The 18,286-nt window shown below is 66.0% G+C and carries 17 protein-coding genes; 8 read left to right on the top strand and 9 right to left on the bottom strand.

Annotated elements, in window-relative coordinates:
- Positions 1 to 407 precede the first annotated feature (407 nt).
- The gene (locus ABS88_RS18905; RefSeq protein WP_076076229.1) at positions 408 to 1,796 is read left to right on the top strand and encodes a DUF1254 domain-containing protein; all 1,389 of its coding nucleotides are present in this window, start codon (positions 408 to 410) and stop codon (positions 1,794 to 1,796) included.
- Positions 1,797 to 1,909: 113 nt separating this feature from the next.
- Here the strand turns inward: ABS88_RS18905 and ABS88_RS18900 are convergent, their stop codons facing one another.
- From ABS88_RS18900 to thiS, 3 genes are read right to left on the bottom strand one after another with little or no spacing between them, the layout of a single operon-like run.
- Complete coding sequence (locus tag ABS88_RS18900; RefSeq protein ID WP_076076231.1) at positions 1,910 to 2,686, bottom strand: bifunctional sulfur carrier protein/thiazole synthase protein; 777 nt, start codon at positions 2,684 to 2,686, stop codon at positions 1,910 to 1,912.
- Between the two features lie 2 nt (positions 2,687 to 2,688).
- Positions 2,689 to 3,039: a VOC family protein gene (locus tag ABS88_RS18895; protein ID WP_067113501.1), complete on the bottom strand. Its 351-nt coding sequence runs from the start codon at positions 3,037 to 3,039 to the stop codon at positions 2,689 to 2,691.
- Positions 3,039 to 3,239 carry a sulfur carrier protein ThiS gene (gene thiS, locus ABS88_RS18890; protein WP_174521678.1) on the bottom strand — a complete coding sequence of 67 codons (201 nt, stop codon included), beginning with the start codon at positions 3,237 to 3,239 and terminating at the stop codon, positions 3,039 to 3,041. The genes ABS88_RS18895 and thiS overlap by 1 nt, the downstream gene beginning before the upstream one ends.
- Before the next feature lie 78 nt (positions 3,240 to 3,317).
- Between thiS and ABS88_RS18885 the strand changes: the two genes are divergently transcribed.
- The 4 genes from ABS88_RS18885 (at position 3,318) to ABS88_RS18870 (ending at position 7,414) form a co-directional block, all read left to right on the top strand.
- Positions 3,318 to 3,770 carry a type II 3-dehydroquinate dehydratase gene (locus tag ABS88_RS18885; RefSeq protein WP_076076234.1) on the top strand — a complete coding sequence of 151 codons (453 nt, stop codon included), beginning with the start codon at positions 3,318 to 3,320 and terminating at the stop codon, positions 3,768 to 3,770.
- 69 nt (positions 3,771 to 3,839) lie between these two features.
- Positions 3,840 to 4,319 (top strand): acetyl-CoA carboxylase biotin carboxyl carrier protein, encoded by a 480-nt coding sequence (accB, locus tag ABS88_RS18880; protein ID WP_104959776.1) that lies wholly within the window; start codon positions 3,840 to 3,842, stop codon positions 4,317 to 4,319.
- Positions 4,320 to 4,327: 8 nt separating this feature from the next.
- Positions 4,328 to 5,689, top strand: a complete 1,362-nt coding sequence (gene accC / locus ABS88_RS18875; RefSeq protein WP_076076237.1) for an acetyl-CoA carboxylase biotin carboxylase subunit — start codon at positions 4,328 to 4,330, stop codon at positions 5,687 to 5,689.
- A gap of 375 nt (positions 5,690 to 6,064) precedes the next feature.
- On the top strand, positions 6,065 to 7,414 hold the full coding sequence (locus ABS88_RS18870) for a L,D-transpeptidase family protein (protein WP_286750288.1): 1,350 nt from the start codon (positions 6,065 to 6,067) through the stop codon (positions 7,412 to 7,414).
- A gap of 318 nt (positions 7,415 to 7,732) precedes the next feature.
- On the opposite strand, the gene ABS88_RS18865 is transcribed toward ABS88_RS18870, so the two are convergent.
- Entirely contained in the window at positions 7,733 to 8,431 is a 699-nt protein-coding gene (locus tag ABS88_RS18865; RefSeq protein ID WP_076078021.1) for a murein L,D-transpeptidase catalytic domain family protein, read from the bottom strand.
- 223 nt (positions 8,432 to 8,654) lie between these two features.
- Between ABS88_RS18865 and ABS88_RS18860 the strand changes: the two genes are divergently transcribed.
- A complete protein-coding gene (locus ABS88_RS18860) occupies positions 8,655 to 8,999 on the top strand; it encodes an arsenate reductase family protein (protein ID WP_076076240.1) in 345 nt (114 codons plus the stop codon).
- A 12-nt stretch (positions 9,000 to 9,011) separates the two neighbouring features.
- Here the strand turns inward: ABS88_RS18860 and ABS88_RS18855 are convergent, their stop codons facing one another.
- Together ABS88_RS18855 and recF are read right to left on the bottom strand one after the other, a co-directional pair.
- On the bottom strand, positions 9,012 to 9,368 hold the full coding sequence (locus tag ABS88_RS18855) for a hypothetical protein (RefSeq protein WP_158682255.1): 357 nt from the start codon (positions 9,366 to 9,368) through the stop codon (positions 9,012 to 9,014).
- 24 nt (positions 9,369 to 9,392) lie between these two features.
- Positions 9,393 to 10,502, bottom strand: coding sequence for a DNA replication/repair protein RecF (gene recF / locus ABS88_RS18850; RefSeq protein ID WP_076076243.1), 1,110 nt, complete (start codon positions 10,500 to 10,502; stop codon positions 9,393 to 9,395).
- Between the two features lie 337 nt (positions 10,503 to 10,839).
- Between recF and ABS88_RS18845 the strand changes: the two genes are divergently transcribed.
- Both ABS88_RS18845 and ABS88_RS18840 read left to right on the top strand, forming a co-directional pair.
- Positions 10,840 to 10,965 carry a hypothetical protein gene (locus ABS88_RS18845; protein ID WP_255211446.1) on the top strand — a complete coding sequence of 42 codons (126 nt, stop codon included), beginning with the start codon at positions 10,840 to 10,842 and terminating at the stop codon, positions 10,963 to 10,965.
- A 58-nt stretch (positions 10,966 to 11,023) separates the two neighbouring features.
- Positions 11,024 to 11,203: a PspC domain-containing protein gene (locus ABS88_RS18840; protein ID WP_067109263.1), complete on the top strand. Its 180-nt coding sequence runs from the start codon at positions 11,024 to 11,026 to the stop codon at positions 11,201 to 11,203.
- Positions 11,204 to 11,303: 100 nt separating this feature from the next.
- Here ABS88_RS18840 and ABS88_RS18835 read toward each other — a convergent pair whose 3' ends face one another.
- The 3 genes from ABS88_RS18835 to ABS88_RS18825 all read right to left on the bottom strand — a co-directional run.
- Positions 11,304 to 11,990, bottom strand: coding sequence for a protein-S-isoprenylcysteine O-methyltransferase (locus ABS88_RS18835; protein WP_199775002.1), 687 nt, complete (start codon positions 11,988 to 11,990; stop codon positions 11,304 to 11,306).
- Between the two features lie 452 nt (positions 11,991 to 12,442).
- Positions 12,443 to 16,726, bottom strand: coding sequence for a DNA-directed RNA polymerase subunit beta' (gene rpoC, locus ABS88_RS18830; protein WP_067109266.1), 4,284 nt, complete (start codon positions 16,724 to 16,726; stop codon positions 12,443 to 12,445).
- Between the two features lie 53 nt (positions 16,727 to 16,779).
- Positions 16,780 to 18,286: DNA-directed RNA polymerase subunit beta (locus tag ABS88_RS18825; RefSeq protein ID WP_502686164.1), on the bottom strand; the 1,507-nt coding region annotated here is incomplete at its 5' end.

Below are 18,286 nucleotides of genomic sequence, written 5' to 3'. Positions count from 1 at the left end.
GCGGTGGTTTCGAGATGGAACCGGCCGAAGATGGACCCCCGCCTTCCGCCTATGGCGGAAGTTTATCCTGAGCGCCCGCCCTGCGGGCAGTCGAAGGGCAGGGGAACACGGCTTTATACAATATCGCGGCGATAGACTCTGAATCCCCACAGGCCATAGAGCGGCGTGCCATACACCCGCAACGCCCCTTATCCGTTCGTGTCGAGCGAAGTCGAGACACCCATCGGCGTGGCGCAAGGCCGACAAGTGTCCCGACTTCGCTCGACACGAACGGAACGATAGGTCAGATTTAAGGCTCGATGCTCCAAATGCCGGGAACCGGAATCCCAGGAGATTGTCGCCCGGATGACAGACTGGCGCCGCCGCGAACGCTAGCGGGACGGAAAATCTGCGAGGAGATCGGTTCGATGAAAAGCCTGCTGGCCCTGATGGCGATGGCGACGATCCTGCTGCCCGGCGCGACGCGGGCGGCGCCGGTGAGCGAGGAGGAGGCCTATGCCGTCGGTCTCGAAGCCTATGCCTACGCCTATCCGATGGTGCTGATGGAAGTGACGCGGCGCGTCGCGACCAACGCCCGGGAAGGCCGGCTGCGCGCGCCGATGAACCAGTTTTCGCACATGCGGCGCTATCCCGACGCAACCTTCAGGGACGTCGTGCGGCCCAACGCCGACACGCTCTATTCGAGCCTGTGGTACGATGTCGGGAACGAACCGCTGGTCCTGACGCTGCCCGACACGGCGGGGCGCTATCATGTCGTGCCGATCATGGACATGTGGACCGAAGTGTTCGCGACGCTCGGCACGCGCACCACGGGCAATGACGGCGGCACCGTCGCGCTCGTCGGCCCGCACTGGCAGGGTACGCTGCCCCAGGGCATGCGGATGGTACGCAGCCCAACCGACATGGGCTGGATCATCGGCCGCATCCAGACCAACGGCGCCGACGATTACGATCATGTCCACATGCTCCAGGCACGCTATGCCGCGACGCCGCTGTCGGCATGGGGCAAGCCGCAGGCGGCCGCCGCACCGGCGAAGGCCGATCCGTCGGTCGACATGACGACGCCGCCGGTCGAGCAGGTCGCAGCGCTCGCGCCCGACGCCTTTTTCGCGCTGTTCGCCGAGACGATGAAGCGCAATCCGCCACACGCCACCGACGTCGCTATCCTGCTGCGCATGGAAAAGGTCGGGCTGGAAGCGGGGCGGAGCTTCGATCTCGGCAAGGCCGACCCGGCGGTGCAGCGCGGGCTGACGCGCGCCGCCGCGGACGGCTATCGCCGCATTGTCGAACGACGCCGGAGCGTGCCGCTGAGCCGCGATGGCTGGGTCGCGCTGGGCAATGCGCTCGGCGTCTATGGCAACGATTACCTCCAGCGCGCCTTCATCGGCTATGCCGGGCTCGGCGCGTTGCCGCCCGAGGAGGCCATCTATCCGATGGCGCCGATCGACGGCGACGGCAAGCCGCTGAACGGCGCGGCGCGCTATGTCCTCCATTTCGACAAGGAGCGGATTCCGCCCGCCGACGCCTTCTGGTCGCTGACCATGTACGGCGCCGACCAGTTCTTCGCCGCCAATCCGTTGGGCCGTTTCGCGATCGGCGACCGCGACAAGCTGAACTTCAACGCCGACGGCTCGCTCGACCTCTATATCCAGACGGACAGCCCGGGGACCGACAAGGAAGCCAACTGGCTGCCCGCGCCCGCGGGACCGTTCACGATGAACCTGCGCCTCTACCTGCCGCGGCGCGAGGCGCTGGAAGGACGCTGGACCCCGCCGCCGGTGAAACGGGTGCCCTAAGCAAAACCGCCGTATCCCCGCGAAGGCGGGGATCCATCTCCGGCCGGTTCCATCTTGCACCGACCGGAGATGGGCTCCCGCCTTCGCGGGAGTATGCAGCTTTTTCCGGTAGCCTAGATCAGCCCCGCGAGCGGGCTTGACGGGTCGGCGTAGCGGCGCTGGCCCATGCGGCCGGACAGATAGGCGTCGCGCCCCGCTTCGACCGCCAGTTTCATCGCGCGCGCCATGCGGATCGGGTCCTTCGCCTCGGCGATCGCGGTGTTCATCAGCACCCCGTCGCAGCCGAGTTCCATCGCCACCGCTGCGTCGCTCGCGGTGCCGACGCCGGCATCGACAAGCACCGGCACCGATGCACCCTCGACGATCAGGCGGATCGTCACCCGGTTCTGGATGCCGAGCCCCGACCCGATCGGCGCACCAAGCGGCATGACCGCGACGGCGCCCGCATCCTCGAGCTGCTTCGCCGCGATCGGGTCGTCGACGCAATAGACCATCGGCAGGAAGCCCTCCTTCGCCAGCACCTCGGTCGCGTGGAGAGTTTCGCGCATGTTCGGATAGAGCGTCTTCGCCTCGCCCAGTACCTCCAGCTTGACGAGGTCCCAGCCGCCCGCCTCGCGCGCGAGGCGCAGCGTGCGGATCGCGTCGTCGGCACTGAAGCAGCCCGCGGTGTTGGGCAGATAGGTGATCTTCTTCGGATCGATATAGTCGGTGAGCATCGGCGCATTCGGGTCCAACACGTTGACGCGGCGCACCGCGACGGTGACGATCTGTGCCCCCGACGCCTCGACCGCGGCGGCGTTCTGTTCAAAATCCCTGTATTTGCCGGTGCCGACGATCAGCCGCGACGTGAAGGTCCGCCCGGCAACGCTCCAACTGTCGATTCTGTCCACATTCAATCCTTGTTCTGCACCACGTTCGCAATGTCGCCGAGGGGATCGCGAACGAAAAACCGGCGAACGCCCCAGGGCTCGTCGCGCAGGGCGTAGACGATCTCGTGCCCCGCCGCGACCGCGCGGGCATGCACCGCATCGACGTCATCGACGCCCACCGAATAGGCGGGCCGCAGCCCCGACGGGTCGTCGGTCAGGACGCTGATCTGCGCCGTCGGCTGGGTGGACGAACGATAGATGGTGATGAAATCGATCGCCATCGCCGTTTCCAGCCCCAGCACATCGTTGAAAAAGCCCGCGCCTTCCCGGACGTCGCCGGCATAGCGATTGGGCACGATCCGCGCGACCGCCATCAGCCGCCTCCCACGAAATGGACGATTTCCAGCGCGTCGCCGTCCGCGAGCGCCACGTCGGCAAGGGTCGAGCGCGGCACGATCTCGCGATTGCGTTCGACCGCGACCTTCTTCACGTCGAGCCCGAGCGACGCGACGAGGTCGGCGATGCTGCCCCCGCGCACCTGCCTCTGCTCTCCGTTGAGGATGATCGCAATCACCGCCGCTGCCCTTCTTTGCGTTTCGCCGTGCAGCCCATATAGGGGGAGCCAGCCCCGCCGCAACCGAAAGCCAGGTCTTTGCCGGAAACCTCCTCCGAAACCCCCGTCGTCTTCGTCCTTTCGGGCCCCAACCTCAACCTGCTCGGCACGCGCGAGCCCGAAATCTACGGCCACGATACGCTGGACGCCATCCACGCGCGGCTGGCCGCGCAGGCGGCCTGGCTGGGCCTGTCCGTCGACTGCCGCCAGTCGAACCACGAGGGGGTGCTGATCGACTGGCTGCACGAAGCGCATTTCGCGGGCGCGAAGGCGGTGCTGCTCAACGCCGGCGGTTATACGCACACCTCGATCGCGCTGCACGATGCGATCAAGTCGATCGCGGTGCCGGTGATCGAGGTTCATCTATCGGACCCGAAAAGCCGCGAATCCTTTCGCCATATCAGCTATATCGGCATGGCGGCGGCCGCGCATTTCGCGGGGCACGGCGCGAACAGCTACACGCTGGCGCTGGACGCCGCCGCGCGTCTCTGACAAGAGGGCGCGACCAGAACAGGGGTCGAGTGCCACCAAGGCACCACAACAACAACAGGAACTATCGCAATGGGTGACCACAAGGATCAGGGCATCAACATCGATCCGGCTTTCGTCCGCGCGCTCGCCGAGTTGCTCGACGACACGCAGCTTTCGGAAATCGAGGTCGAGGACGGCGACCGCAAGGTGCGCGTCGCGCGAACGCTGACCGCCGCCGCAGCCGCGCCTGTCGCCTTCGCCCCCGCGGCCCCCGCCGCCGTTCCCCTCGCGCCGCCCGCTCCCGCCGCGGCGCCGCCGCCCGCCGCCGACAGCTTCGCCGACGCGGTCAAGTCGCCGATGGTCGGCACCGTCTATCTCGCGCCCGAACCGGGGGCGCCGACCTTCGCCAGCGTCGGATCGTCGGTGAAGGAGGGCGACACCGTCCTGATCATCGAGGCGATGAAGGTGATGAACCCGATCACCGCCCCCACCTCCGGCACGCTGAAGGCCGTGCATGTCGAGAACAGCCAGCCGGTCGAGTTCGACCAGCCGCTGTTCACCATCGGCTGATTCATCCGATGACGATCGAGAAACTGGTCATCGCCAACCGCGGCGAGATCGCGTTGCGCATCCACCGCGCCTGCCACGAAATGGGGATCAAGACAGTCGCGGTGCATTCGACCGCCGACGCCGACGCGATGCACGTCCGCCTCGCCGACGAGGCGGTATGCATCGGCCCGCCCGCGGCGAAGGACAGCTATCTCAACATTCCCGCGATCATTTCGGCGGCCGAGGTGACGGGCGCCGACGCGATCCATCCCGGCTACGGTTTTCTGTCGGAAAATGCGCGCTTCGCCGAGATCATCGAAGCGCACGGCATCACCTTCGTCGGCCCCAAGCCCGAGCATATCCGCACCATGGGCGACAAGGTCGAGGCCAAGCGCACCGCGGTCGAACTGGGCCTGCCCGTCGTTCCCGGCTCGCCGGGCGCCGTCACCTATGGCGACGAGGCGAAGCGGATGGCCGAGGAGATCGGCTATCCGGTGCTGATCAAGGCGGCGTCGGGCGGCGGCGGCCGCGGCATGAAGGTCGTTCCCGACGCCGACAGCCTCGAAAGCCTGATGGGCCAGGCATCGAGCGAGGCGGCGGCGGCATTCGGCGATCCGACCGTCTATATGGAGAAATATCTCGGCAATCCGCGCCACATCGAATTTCAGGTGTTCGGCGACGGCAACGGCAATGCGATCCACCTCGGCGAGCGCGACTGCTCGCTCCAGCGCCGCCACCAGAAGGTGCTGGAGGAAGCGCCCTCGCCCGTCATCTCGGCCGAGGAGCGCGCGCGCATGGGCCAGATCTGCGCCGATGCGATGGCGAAGATGCACTATCGCGGCGCCGGCACGATCGAGTTTCTGTGGGAAAACGGCGAATTCTTCTTCATCGAGATGAACACCCGCATCCAGGTCGAGCATCCGGTGACCGAGATGATCACCGGTTTCGACCTCGTCCGCGAACAGATCCGCATCGCCGACGGGCGCGGCCTGTCGGTCCGTCAGGAGGATCTGGAATTCCGCGGCCACGCGATCGAATGCCGGATCAACGCCGAGGACCCGCGCAGCTTCCTGCCCTCGCCGGGCAAGGTGACGCAATATCACGCCGCGGGCGGCATGCACGTCCGCGTCGATAGCGGGCTCTATGCGGGCTATGCGATCCCGCCTTATTACGACAGCATGATCGGCAAGCTGATCGTCTATGGCCGGACGCGCGAAAGCTGCATGATGCGGATGCGCCGCGCGCTCGACGAGATGGTCGTCGGCGGGATCAAGACCAACATCCCGCTGCATCAGGCGCTGCTTGCCGACCCAGACGTGATCGACGGCAACTACACGATCAAATGGCTCGAGGACTGGCTCGCGCGGCAGGATGCCGAGGCGAAGGGGTAGGGCGCGGGGCCGAAGCCGGCCATTCGGCGTCGTTGCGAGCAGCGAAACCGCGTGGCAATCCAGAGCGCGGCGGGAGCATCGCGCCTCTATCCTGAATCGCTGTCCCGTTCGTGTCGAGCGAAGTCGAGACACCCATTGGCCTTGCGCTACGTCGATGGGTGTCTCGACTTCGCTCGACACGAACGGATTTCAGTTGGTCCGGATTAAGCACGGCGCTCTGAATTGCTCCGAGATTGCTTCTCCCTGATCAAATCCGGGGTCGCAATCGCGACGCCGGTCAAGGCCATCGAACTCCGGCACCACCTCCATTCGGAGCCACCCTGCCCACCCGTCCCGCGCTTCCAAACCCTTGGAAACTCGGTTATGGCGGGGCGCATGTCGAAACTCTCCCCCCGCTTCGCATTCGCCCTGCCGCTTCTTTTCGCGGCCGCACCAGCCCTCGCGCAGACGACCGACGTCAAGGAGGATTCGGTCGTCCTGCAACCCGACAAGGTCACCGACGACGCGCCCGTCGTCGAAACGCTGGCCGAAGCCAATCGGCCCGACTGGTCGGCGAACAATGCCAAGGCGCTGCTCGCCTTCATCGGCAATGTCGGCGCCGAAGGATTGTTTCCAAAGGATTACAACCCCGACGGGCTGCAGGCCGCGATCGCCGGCGGCGACCAGGCGCGGCTCGACAAGGTCGCGACCGACAGCTTCCTGCTGCTCGCGACGCATATGCGCGACGGGCGCACGCCGAACGCGGCGCGCAAGCAGTGGTTCATGACCGACAACGACGCCGAGCAGACGCCGCTGATCGCATTGCTCACCTCCGCGCTGCTGTCCAATTCGGTTCCCGAGGCGCTGCTCGGCCTCGACCCGGTCCATCCCGATTTCGCCGCGCTCAAGGCCGCGCTCGCCGTCGCCAAGACGCCCGCCGACACCAATGCGATCCGCGTCAACATGGAACGCTGGCGCTGGATGCCGCGCGACCTGGGGTCGGGCTATGTCGTCAGCAACGTCCCCGAATATCTGACTCGCGTCGTTCACGACGGCGTCGTCATCGCAACGCACAAGGCGGTGGTCGGCAAGCCGTCGACGCCGACGCCGCAGCTCAACCCGATGGCGACGGGCGTGATCCTCAACCCGACCTGGACGCTGCCGCGCAGCATCATCAACGAGGGCATCGGCGCGACGATCGCGCGCAATCCCGCCTCCGCGCGCGCGCAGGGCTATACCTGGACGGGCAGCGGCAAGACGCTGTCGGTCGTGCAGCAGCCCGGCGCCAACAACGCGCTGGGCGTGATGAAGATGGAGATGCTGAACGAACACGCCATCTACCTGCACGACACGCCGTCGAAGGGCGCCTTCGCGCAGGCGGCGCGCGCGTTCAGCCACGGCTGCATCCGCACCGAGCGCGCGCTGCACTTCTCGGGCCTGATGGCGGTGATGTTCGCCGGCCGCAGCCCCGAAGAGTTCGGCGAGGCGGTGGCGAGCGGCAAGACGACGCGCTTCGGCTTCGAAAATCCCTTCCCGGTCTATGTCGCCTATTGGACGGTCGTTCCCGATGCCAAAGGCGGGGTGAAGAAACTCGCCGACATCTATGGCCGCGACGCGCCCGTCGTCGCCAGCTTTGCCAAGCCCGGCCGCACCGCGGCGGTCGTCATCTCCCCGGCGCCGCCAACCGTGGTGCCGACGATCCCGGCCCCCAACGTCACGACGCAAGCGACGACCGGAATCTATTGAGCCTGACGGTCATAGCCGGGTGACGCTGCATGGGATCGTCATTGAATAGCCGGAGCGGGATGACATCGAATGGACTCGTCATTGCGAGCGGCGAAGCCGCGCGGGAATCCAGAGCTTGCGTAAACCGCCCTGGATTGCTTCGCTCCGCTCGCAATGACGAGGTAGGTCAATCCAAAGTTATCAGAGTCTAAGCCGACAGCCGCGTGCTCCCGCGCAGGCGGGAGCCCAGAGCGACAAAGAGCCAGCGTCGGCGCCAGAATGCTCTGTGTCCCCGCCTTCGCGGGGACACTATCCTTTTCAGTCGAGGACGATCATGCCCTAATCCGCCGTCTTGGGCAGCGTTCCGTTGGCGCCGGTGCGGATGATATTGTCCGCGACCGGCGGCAGCTCGAACGGCGCCGGCGGCGGCGATACGCTCAGCTTGTCGGCGAAGAGCAGGCGTCCGGGGCCGAGCTTGTAGAGGATTTGCGGCAGCAGCGCCTCGCCGAACACGAAGCAGCCTTCGCTGCGCCCGAGCTTGCCCTGCGTCGCGATCAGCGCGGGGTCGGCATACCAGGCGCCGTGGACGACGATCGCGCGGATGTCGGCGTTGCTGTTGTCGGGCTCCAGCCCCGCGAGGCGCATCGACGAGCCGTTGGCGCCCCAATAATAGTCGCTGGTGCGATAGGCGCCGCGCGAACTGGCCAGCGATCCGACGCGGTTCGAGAAACTCTTGAGCCAACCGTCGTGCTGCGGGTCGGAACCGCGACCGTGGGTCACCGGATAGAGGTCGATGGTGCCCGCGACGAGGTCGACGAGCGCGAAGCGCGGACGCGAAGAGGGCAGTCCGAAATCGACGATGCCGACGCGATCGGTCTGGCCGATTCGGTTGCCCTGCCGTTCGAGCTGCTGGCGCGCGACCGCCAGATAATCGACCGGCGGCGCGGGCGGCGCCACCGGCTGCCGAATCCAGTCGGGGAGCTGCGCGCGGGCCGGGGCGGCGGCCATCGCCCCCGCACCGGCCAAGGCCGCCAGCATCGCCCTGCGATCCATCATATCATTCACGTGCAACCCAACCCCGCAACGGCCGCCAGCCGGCGGCTCCTCGACCGTCATAAGCGCCTGTCCGCGTGGCAAAGGCAAGACGGTCGTGCTTCGTCATGCGGGAGAATGTGGCATATTCGCCATGAATAGCGGGTTTACGCCGGCGCCCTTTTTCACGACCTTGCCCGCGCCGGACCCGCGCGGTAGGAGCGAGCGCATGAAAGCGACCATCTGGCACAATCCGGCCTGCGGCACCTCGCGCAAGACCCTCGCCATCCTCGAAGAGACGCCCGGCGTCGAGGTCGAGGTCGTCGAATATCTGAAGACTCCCTACACCGCCGACAAGCTGCGGCAACTCTTCGCGGACGCCGGGCTGACGGCGCGCGAAGCGCTTCGCCTGCGCGGCACCGACGCCGAAGAGCGGGGCTTGCCCGACGCGGACGAGGACGCGATCATCGCCGCGATGGTGGCCAATCCCGCCTATGTGAACCGGCCCTTCGTCGAAACCGACAAGGGCGTGCGTTACTGCCGGCCGCAGGACATGGTACGGGAAATTCTCTAGACTGCCGTCCCGTCACGGACATTGCACGCCAACGCTGCCCGGCGGCACACAGATGAGATACGTCCCGTCATCGCCGCGTCGCAGCTTCCAGCGCATTTTCCGGCCGTCCCGAATGTGCGTGTGGCCGAAATAGCGGACGGTGATGACGCGGGCCAGGCGCTGACCGCTCAGCACGCGCGAGACGTGCAGCCTGGCCGTCATCCAGCCGTGATCCAGCACGTCATCGGGATCGTTCGTCGATTGATAATCGTGGAGATTTTCGAGCCGTCCAATCAGTTCCACATAGGGCGTCGCCGCAGGCGGCTCGGCGGCCGCCCCGGAACCGAGCATCAGCGCGCCAACCAGCGTGGCTGAGTGTCTCCACGGCATCCCGCACCTCCCATTGGTTATTCTTCATGCGGCCGAAATCCGACCGCCCGCGATATGGAATCGCATCACCGGGCCCGGCATCGCGTCGAACAGCGCCGGCTCGGTTCCGGTCAGCCATGCCTGCCCGCCCTGCCCCGCGAGCCGCTCATAGAGCGCGGCACGGCGCGAGGGGTCGAGGTGCGCGGCGACCTCGTCGAGTAGCAGCACCGGCCGCCGCCCCCGCGCCCGCGCCACGCAATCGCCGTGCGCGAGGATGAGCGAGAGCAGCATTGCCTTTTGCTCGCCGGTCGAACAGCGCGCCGCCGCGCGGCCGCTCGCGGCGTGGACGGCGGACAGATCGTCGCGGTGCGGCCCGGCGGTCGCCCGTCCCGCCGCCGCGTCGATCCGCCGCCGCCCCGCGAACAGCGCACGCAGCGCCTCGGCCGTCCATGGTTCGGCGCGGGCCTCCCCTTCGCTGTCGACGAGCGTCAGCAGCGGCCGCGCGAAGGGGGCGTCGGGCTGCTGCGCCAGTTCGGCGGACAGCGCCGCGAGCGTGTGCTGCCGCGCCGCGTCGATTGCGGCGCCATGCTCGGCGAGTTGCGCTTCGAGACTGGCAAGCCATTGCGGGTCCGCCGAAGTCGCGTCGGCGAGCAGCTTGCCGCGCGCGCGCAGCGCCGCCTCGTAGCGGTTGCCGTGCTGCGCGTGGCGGGGATCGAGCGCCAGCACCAGCCGGTCGAGGAAGCGCCGCCGGTTCCCCGCGGTCTCGACGAACAGCCGGTCCATCGCGGGGGTGAGCCACAGCACCGCCAGCCAGTCGCCGAGCGCGGTCGCCGCCGCCGCGCCGCCGTTGATCCGCACCAGCCGCCGCCCCGGATGCGCGGGCTCGATCCCGGTGCCGAGCGCGACCGGCGGCAGATCGTCGCCCGCAAGCACCTCCGCGAACACCGCGAAGCCGCCGCTCGCCCCGTCGCGCACCATCTCGGCGAGCGGCGCGCGGCGCAGCCCGCGACCCGGCGCGAGCAGCGAGATCGCCTCCAATATATTGGTCTTGCCCGCGCCATTGTCGCCGTGGAGCGCGACCAGCCCCGGACCAGCGGCCAGATCCGCGCCGGCGTGATTGCGAAAATCGGTCAGCGAGAGGCGGATCAGCGTCATCGGCTTTCCGCGTAGGATATTTCCCACGCCAAGGGAAACCGCTCTTTCGCCCCGTGCGGCGCGACAGCGGGATCAGCGGGCGGGTTCATTGGCCACGAACCGGGGGCGGACCGGCCTTCCATGCGGGGTGACGAAAAACGCCCGCCGGATCCAAGCTGTATATATTTGACCGATCAATGGCATTTTTTCCCATCATCGCGCAATTATCACGGCGAAATAAAATAATAGAGCCGCAAAAACCGCGCTGAACCGCCAATGAACGCAATTGGCACGGTCCCTGCAAAACATGGGGCATCCACCGGATAGTCCGGATGGGAGGAAAGAAAGGAACTTCACAATGGCCCGTTTCGACATGGACTCGTTCAAGAGCTACGCCCTTGCCGCCTTCGCATCGCTCTATGCCTCGGCCCTGCTGATGGCGATTGCCGCCCAGAACGCGCAGGTCGGCTCGCTGGTCGTCTGACCAGCCGCCGCCTTCGCCAGCAACGCCGGCCCCCGTGGCTGGGATCGAAAGGAACAACATGAAACAGGGTTTTCGCAAGAATCGTCAGGACGGCCTGATCTTCGGGGTCTGTGCCGGCCTGGCCGATCAGTTCGGCTTCGACGTCTTGTGGACACGCGTCGCCTTCGTGGCGCTGACCTTGCTCGGCTTCGGCCTGCCGCTGCTGCTCTACCTGACCGTCGCGATCCTCGCGCCCTAGCAGCACCGGGCCGGCCGCCTTCGAGGCGCCAGCACCGGCCCGCCCATTTCCAGAACCAGAAGCCCGTCGGCCGCGCCGGCGGGCTTTTTCATTCATCGATTCAGCGCGCCCTTTTCGGGAACAAACGGCCGGTGCGCGCGCAATATTCGTCCCATGCGTCGCCGAAACGGCCGCGCATCAGAGCCTCCTCGTTCGGAACGCGAAGGAACCACATGGCCGCGAAGGCCGGCACGACCAGAAAGCCGGCGATCCAATTATGGATCAACAGCGGCTGCGCGAGCGCCGATATCCAGATCGCAGCATACATGGGATGGCGAATACGGGCATAGATGCCCTTTGCAACCAGCTGGTGCCCGTCGCGAACCTCCAGCCCCGGACTCCAGTTACGGCCAAGGTCCGCATGGCTGCGCCAGAACAGCCACAGATAGGCGGGCTGCGCCAGCGCCCCGATCGCCGTCGCCCAGTCGGGCAGCGAATAGTCGGCAAAGCCAAAACCCCCTACCACAAGATGAAGAAGGGGCAGCACCATCATCGCAAGAAACATCGCCGTAAGCAGCAGGATTTCGTCCAGTCCTTTGCGCGCATCGACCACGATATTGGCGCGGTTGCGCTTCGCATGCGGCGTGCGAATGGCGAAGGTCGCGACGAAGGCCGCGAGCCAGACCAGCGCCCCCCAGCCATTCTCCCGCCATCGCAGCGCGGCAGCCAGCAACAACGCGAGAGCGACGATCACGGTCGCCGCCATGACCAGCCCTTTCAGGATCGGTCGCTGCGCCTTGTCCGCCATCTTTCCCTCCCATGCGTGCGTCGATGGCTGCCACTTACTATATTTGATATTGATTCTCAATATCTATTGAAAAGAGGGCCAACCGGAAACTCTCGGCCTCTTGCCCATGCCGAACTCGTTTCGACATCCGTGGCCGACCTCACCTTCGTTCAAGGACAGGCCGCGCCCCCTGAAGCTGGGGATTATCCCTGCCCGACAGGAATTGTTCCCCGGCGAAAGCCGGGTCCATGCCAGATGGCGCTGCCGCTTCCGGACCCCGGCTTTCGCCGGGGAGCGAGATCCGCCATGTTCCAAGGGAGGAGACGAACCAATCCCGTTCAGGGTAGCGCAACGGGAAGGATTGGCCGTGCCGAACGCAGACATATTCGCGAGCCACCGGACTCCCAAAAGAAAGCCCCGCCGGATCGCTCCGGCGGGGCTTCTTTCCTTTGGCCGTCGGGCCGGCGTGAGGCTTATTCTTCCTCGCCGCCTTCGGGACGGTCCTCGACCATCACGTCGTCGGTGGTGAAGTCCTCGCCCTGCACCTTGCCGAGCGGATCGTCGCCCAGCGCGGCTTCGGGGCCCTGTGCCAGCTCGGCCGCATGCTCCTCGGCCGCCGTCTGCGGCGCGACGAGGTGCGCCTCGTTCGCGGCGCGCATGGCGGCGCGCAGCGCGGCGTCCTTCGACGACGCAGTGACGCGGACGCGGTTCATCGCCGCGCCGGTGCCCGCCGGGATCAGGCGGCCGACGATGACATTCTCCTTGAGGCCCATCAGCGAGTCGACCTTGCCCTGCACCGATGCTTCGGTGAGGACGCGGGTCGTTTCCTGGAAGGACGCCGCCGAGACGAAGCTGCGCGTCTGCAGGCTCGCCTTGGTGATACCGAGGAGGACCGGGCGGCCCTCGGCAGGCTTGCCGTTCTTGGGCAGCTTGGCGTTATATTCCATCATCTCCAGATAATCGAGCTGCTCGCCCGGCAGCAGCGTGGTGTCGCCGCCGTCGGTGATCTCGACCTTCTGCAGCATCTGGCGGACGATCACCTCGATGTGCTTGTCGTTGATCTTCACGCCCTGGAGTCGATAGACTTCCTGGATCTCCGCGACGAGGAACTCGGCCAGTGCCTCGACCCCCATGACGTCAAGGATGTCGTGCGGGTTGGGCGAGCCGCTGATCAGCGCGTCGCCGCGCTTCACATAGTCGCCTTCCTGCACCTCGAGCACCTTCGACTTGGGGATCAGATATTCGACCGGATCGCCTTCTTCCGGAACGATCGCGATCTTGCGCTTCGCCTTGTAATCCTTGACGAATTCGATGCGGCCGCTGATCTTGGCGATCACCGAATTATCCTTGGGGATGCGCGCCTCGAACAGTTCGGCGACGCGCGGCAGACCGCCGGTGATGTCGCGCGTCTTCGACGCTTCACGCGTGACGCGCGCCAGCACGTCGCCCGCCTTCACGTCCTGCCCGTCGTCGACCGAGATCATCGTGCCGACCGCGAGCAGGTAGCGCGCCGCTTCGCCGCTCGTCTCGTCGAGCAGGGTCAGTCGCGGCTGGAGCTCTTCCTTCTTGCCGCGGCCCGTGGCGCGATATTCGATGACGACGCGCTGCGCGATGCCGGTCGCCTCGTCGACCTGTTCGGCCAGCGTCTTGCCGTCGATCAGGTCCTGATACTTCACGACACCGTTCTTTTCGGTGATCAGCGGCATGGTGAACGGATCCCATTCGGCGATCCGGTCGCCCTTCTTCACCTTTTCGCCGTCCTTGTGCATGATCTGCGCACCATAGGGCAGGCGATGGGTCGCGCGCTCGCGGCCCTCGGGGTCGATGACCGCGATCTCGCCCGAACGCGACAGCGCCAGACGGCGGCCGCGCTGATCGACGATCGTTTCCATGTCGCGATATTCGATCGTGCCGTCGGAGATCGCCTCCAGGTTCGACTGTTCGTTGACCTGCGCGGCGCCGCCGATGTGAAAGGTCCGCATCGTGAGCTGCGTGCCCGGCTCGCCGATCGACTGCGCCGCGATGACGCCGACCGCTTCACCGATGTTCACCGGCGTGCCGCGCGCGAGGTCGCGGCCATAGCATTTGGCGCAGACGCCCAGCGCCGCTTCGCAAACGAGCGGGCTGCGAATCTTGACCGCCTGAACCTCGGCCTCCTCGATCTTCGCGACCGTGGCTTCGTCGAGCAGCGTTCCGACCGGCGCAAGCAGCGTGCCGTCGGAATCGGTGACGTCCTCGAGCGTCGTGCGGCCGAGGATGCGCTCGCCGAGCGACGCGATCACCGATCCGCCCTGCACGATCGCGCGCATTTCCATGCCGCGATCGGTGCCGCAATCCTCCTCGATCACCACGCAATCCTGTGACACGTCGACGAGACGGCGGGTCAGATAGCCCGAGTTCGCCGTCTTGAGCGCCGTGTCCGCCAGGCCCTTGCGGGCGCCGTGGGTCGAGTTGAAATATTCGAGGACGGTCAGACCTTCCTTGAAGTTCGAGATGATCGGCGTTTCGATGATCTCGCCCGACGGCTTGGCCATCAGCCCGCGCATGCCGGCGAGCTGCTTCATCTGCGCCTGCGAACCGCGGGCACCCGAGTGCGCCATCATGTAGATCGAGTTGATCGGCGCGAGGCGACCGTCGTCGAGCTTCGGCGTCGCGCGAATCTCGTCCATCATCGCGTTTGCAACCTTGTCGCCGCACTGCGACCAGGCGTCGATCGCCTTGTTGTATTTTTCCTGCTGCGTGATCAGGCCGTCCTGATACTGCTGCTCGAAATCCTTCACCAGGGCGCGCGTCTCGTCGACCAGCTTCTCCTTGGCCGCCGGGATGATCATGTCGTCCTTGCCGAACGAGATGCCGGCACGGAAGGCGTGACGGAAGCCCAGCGCCATGATCGCGTCGGCGAACAGCACCGTCTCCTTCTGCCCGGTATGGCGATAGACCTGGTCGATGACGTCGCCGATCTCCTTCTTGGTGAGGAGGCGGTTGACGACGTCGAAGGGCACGGTGTGCGACTTCGGCAGGCATTCGCCGATCAGCATGCGCCCCGGGGTGGTCTCGAACCGCTTGAGGTAGCTGTTACCCTGCTCATCGGTCTGCGGGACGCGGCTGATGACGCGCGTGTGCAGCGTCACCGCGCCCGTGTAGAGCGCCTGGTGCACCTCGGCCATGTCGGCGAGCAGCATGCCCTCGCCGGGCTCACCCTCGCGCTCCATCGACAGATAATAGAGACCGAGGACCATATCCTGCGACGGCACGATGATCGGCTTGCCGTTCGCGGGGGACAGGATGTTGTTGGTCGACATCATCAGCACGCGCGCTTCGAGCTGCGCTTCGAGCGACAGCGGGACGTGCACGGCCATCTGATCGCCGTCGAAGTCGGCGTTGAACGCGGCGCAGACCAGTGGGTGAAGCTGAATCGCCTTGCCCTCGATCAGCACCGGCTCGAACGCCTGGATGCCGAGGCGGTGGAGCGTCGGCGCGCGGTTCAGCAGCACCGGATGCTCGCGGATCACCTCGTCGAGGATGTCCCAGACTTCCTTGCGTTCCTTCTCGACCCACTTCTTCGCCTGCTTCAGGGTCATCGACAGACCCTTGGCGTCGAGGCGCGCGTAGATGAAGGGCTTGAACAGTTCGAGCGCCATCTTCTTGGGCAGGCCGCACTGGTGAAGCTTGAGTTCGGGGCCGGTCACGATGACCGAACGGCCCGAATAGTCGACGCGCTTGCCAAGCAGGTTCTGGCGGAAGCGGCCCTGCTTGCCCTTAAGCATGTCGGACAGCGACTTGAGCGGACGCTTGTTGGCGCCGGTGATCGTGCGGCCGCGGCGGCCGTTGTCGAACAATGCGTCGACGGCTTCCTGCAGCATGCGCTTTTCGTTGCGGACGATGATGTCCGGCGCGCGCAGTTCCATCAGCCTTTTCAGACGGTTGTTGCGGTTGATGACGCGGCGGTAGAGGTCGTTGAGGTCCGAGGTCGCGAAGCGGCCGCCGTCGAGCGGCACCAGCGGGCGCAGTTCGGGCGGGATCACGGGGATGACTTCCAGGATCATCCATTCGGGACGGTTGCCCGATTCGATGAAGCTTTCGACGACCTTCAGGCGCTTGATGATCTTCTTGGGCTTCAGCTCCGACTTGGTCGTCGCCAGCTCTTCCATCAGATCGCTGCGTTCCTGTTCGAGATCGAGATTCTCGAGCAGCACGCGGATCGCCTCGGCACCGATCCCGGCCGAGAAGGCGTCCTCGCCATATTCGTCCTGCGCGTCGAGCAGTTCGTCCTCGGTCAAAAGCTGGAACTTCTCCAGCGGCGTCAGGCCGGGTTCGAGGACGATATAGGCCTCGAAATAGAGAACGCGCTCAAGCTGCTTGAGCTGCATGTCGAGCAGCAGGCCGATGCGCGACGGCAGCGACTTCAGGAACCAGATGTGCGCGACCGGCGCGGCGAGTTCGATATGGCCCATGCGCTCGCGGCGGACCTTGGTCACCGTGACCTCGACGCCGCACTTCTCGCACACGATTCCCTTGTATTTCATGCGCTTGTACTTGCCGCACAGGCATTCGTAATCCTTGATCGGACCGAAGATGCGCGCGCAGAACAGGCCGTCGCGCTCGGGCTTGAACGTGCGGTAGTTGATCGTCTCGGGCTTCTTGATCTCGCCGAACGACCACGAGCGGATACGCTCGGGGCTGGCGATGCCGATCTTGATCATGTCGAAGGTTTCGGGCTTCGCCACCGGGTTCATGAAGTTGGTAAGCTGGTTCATATTTCAGGCTCCATCTTCCCCTCTCGCGGCAAGCGAGAGGGGTGAGGAAAAAATCATTCGGCGGCTTCGGGAAGAGCGTCCGGACCTTCGTCGGGATCTTCGTCCGCATAGGACGACAGTTCGACGTTGAGGCCCAGCGAGCGCATTTCCTTGACCAGCACGTTGAAGCTTTCGGGAATGCCGGCCTCGAAGGTGTCGTCGCCCTTGACGATCGCTTCATAGACCTTGGTGCGGCCGATCACGTCGTCGGACTTCACCGTCAGCATTTCCTGCAGCGTGTAGGCCGCGCCATAGGCCTGGAGCGCCCAGACCTCCATCTCGCCGAAGCGCTGGCCGCCGAACTGCGCCTTACCGCCCAGCGGCTGCTGGGTGACGAGGCTGTAGGGGCCGATCGACCGCGCGTGGATCTTGTCGTCGACCAGGTGGTGCAGCTTGAGGATATACATATATCCCACCGTCACCCGGCGGTCGAAGCGATCGCCGGTGCGGCCGTCATACAGATCGACCTGACCCGAGCGATCGAGCCCGGCGCGTTCGAGCATCGCCGACACGTCGCCCTCGCGCGCGCCGTCGAACACCGGCGTCGCGAAGGGCACGCCCAGCGACAGCCGCCCGGCGAGGTCGACGACCTGATCGGGCGTCCGCGCCTCGATGTCGGCGGCATAGTCCTCGCCATAGGCGTTGAGCAGCGCCTCGCGGACCGCCTCGGGCGGCGATGCCGCTTCCGGGTTCGGGTTCGCCGCGCGCCACTCGTCGAGCGCCGCGGTGATCTGCCGCCCGAAGCCGCGCGATGCCCAGCCTAGGTGCGTTTCGAGGATCTGCCCCACGTTCATGCGGCTCGGCACGCCCAGCGGGTTGAGCACGACATCGACGTGCGTCCCATCCTCGAGGAACGGCATGTCCTCGATCGGCAGGATGCGGCTGATGATGCCCTTGTTGCCGTGACGGCCGGCCATCTTGTCGCCCGACTGCAGCTTGCGCTTGATCGCGACGAACACCTTGACCATCTTGAGCACGCCGGGCGCCAGTTCGTCGCCGCGCTGCAGCTTTTCGACACGATCCTCATATTTCGCGTTGATGCGCTTGATCGCCTCGTCATATTGCGCCTTGATCGCTTCGAGCGCGGCCTGTGCGCGGTCGTCGACGACGGCGAGCTTCCACCAGTCGGAGCGTTCGAGCTCGACAAGCTGCTCTTCGGTCAGCGCCTCGCCCTTCTTCATGCCCTTCGGCACCGCGCTTGTGGTCTGGCCGACCAGCAGTTCCTTGAGGCTGGAGAAGGTCGCGCGGTTGAGGATCGAGCGTTCGTCGTCGGCGTCCTGCTTCAGCCGCTCGATCTCCTCGCGTTCGATCGCGATCGCGCGCTCGTCCTTGTCGATGCCGTGGCGGTTGAAGACGCGAACCTCGACGACCGTGCCCGACACGCCCGGCGGCAGGCGCAGCGAGGTGTCGCGCACGTCGCTCGCCTTTTCGCCGAAGATGGCGCGCAGCAGCTTTTCTTCCGGCGTCATCGGGCTTTCGCCCTTCGGCGTGATCTTGCCGACCAGGATGTCGCCCGGGCCG

It is taken from the genome of Sphingopyxis sp. SCN 67-31, from assembly GCF_001725095.1.
Note: the sequence above shows the minus strand (reverse complement) of the source record. Positions and strands in the feature narration are given on the sequence as shown.

Bases quoted from the DNA above. Each gene is read 5' to 3' on its own strand.
- recF (WP_076076243.1), bottom strand. From the start codon at position 10,502: ATGACGCTGATCCGCCTCTCGCTGACCGATTTTCGCAATCACGCCGGC.
- ABS88_RS18835 (WP_199775002.1), bottom strand. From the start codon at position 11,990: ATGGCGGACAAGGCGCAGCGACCGATCCTGAAAGGGCTGGTCATGGCG.
- ABS88_RS18870 (WP_286750288.1), top strand. From the start codon at position 6,065: ATGTCGAAACTCTCCCCCCGCTTCGCATTCGCCCTGCCGCTTCTTTTC.
- ABS88_RS18840 (WP_067109263.1), top strand. From the start codon at position 11,024: ATGAAACAGGGTTTTCGCAAGAATCGTCAGGACGGCCTGATCTTCGGG.
- ABS88_RS18865 (WP_076078021.1), bottom strand. From the start codon at position 8,431: ATGCTGGCGGCCTTGGCCGGTGCGGGGGCGATGGCCGCCGCCCCGGCC.
- ABS88_RS18905 (WP_076076229.1), top strand. From the start codon at position 408: ATGAAAAGCCTGCTGGCCCTGATGGCGATGGCGACGATCCTGCTGCCC.
- ABS88_RS18855 (WP_158682255.1), bottom strand. From the start codon at position 9,368: ATGCCGTGGAGACACTCAGCCACGCTGGTTGGCGCGCTGATGCTCGGT.
- accC (WP_076076237.1), top strand. From the start codon at position 4,328: ATGACGATCGAGAAACTGGTCATCGCCAACCGCGGCGAGATCGCGTTG.
- ABS88_RS18895 (WP_067113501.1), bottom strand. From the start codon at position 3,039: ATGGCGGTCGCGCGGATCGTGCCCAATCGCTATGCCGGCGACGTCCGG.
- ABS88_RS18845 (WP_255211446.1), top strand. From the start codon at position 10,840: ATGGCCCGTTTCGACATGGACTCGTTCAAGAGCTACGCCCTTGCCGCC.
- ABS88_RS18860 (WP_076076240.1), top strand. From the start codon at position 8,655: ATGAAAGCGACCATCTGGCACAATCCGGCCTGCGGCACCTCGCGCAAG.
- accB (WP_104959776.1), top strand. From the start codon at position 3,840: ATGGGTGACCACAAGGATCAGGGCATCAACATCGATCCGGCTTTCGTC.
- rpoC (WP_067109266.1), bottom strand. From the start codon at position 16,726: ATGAACCAGCTTACCAACTTCATGAACCCGGTGGCGAAGCCCGAAACC.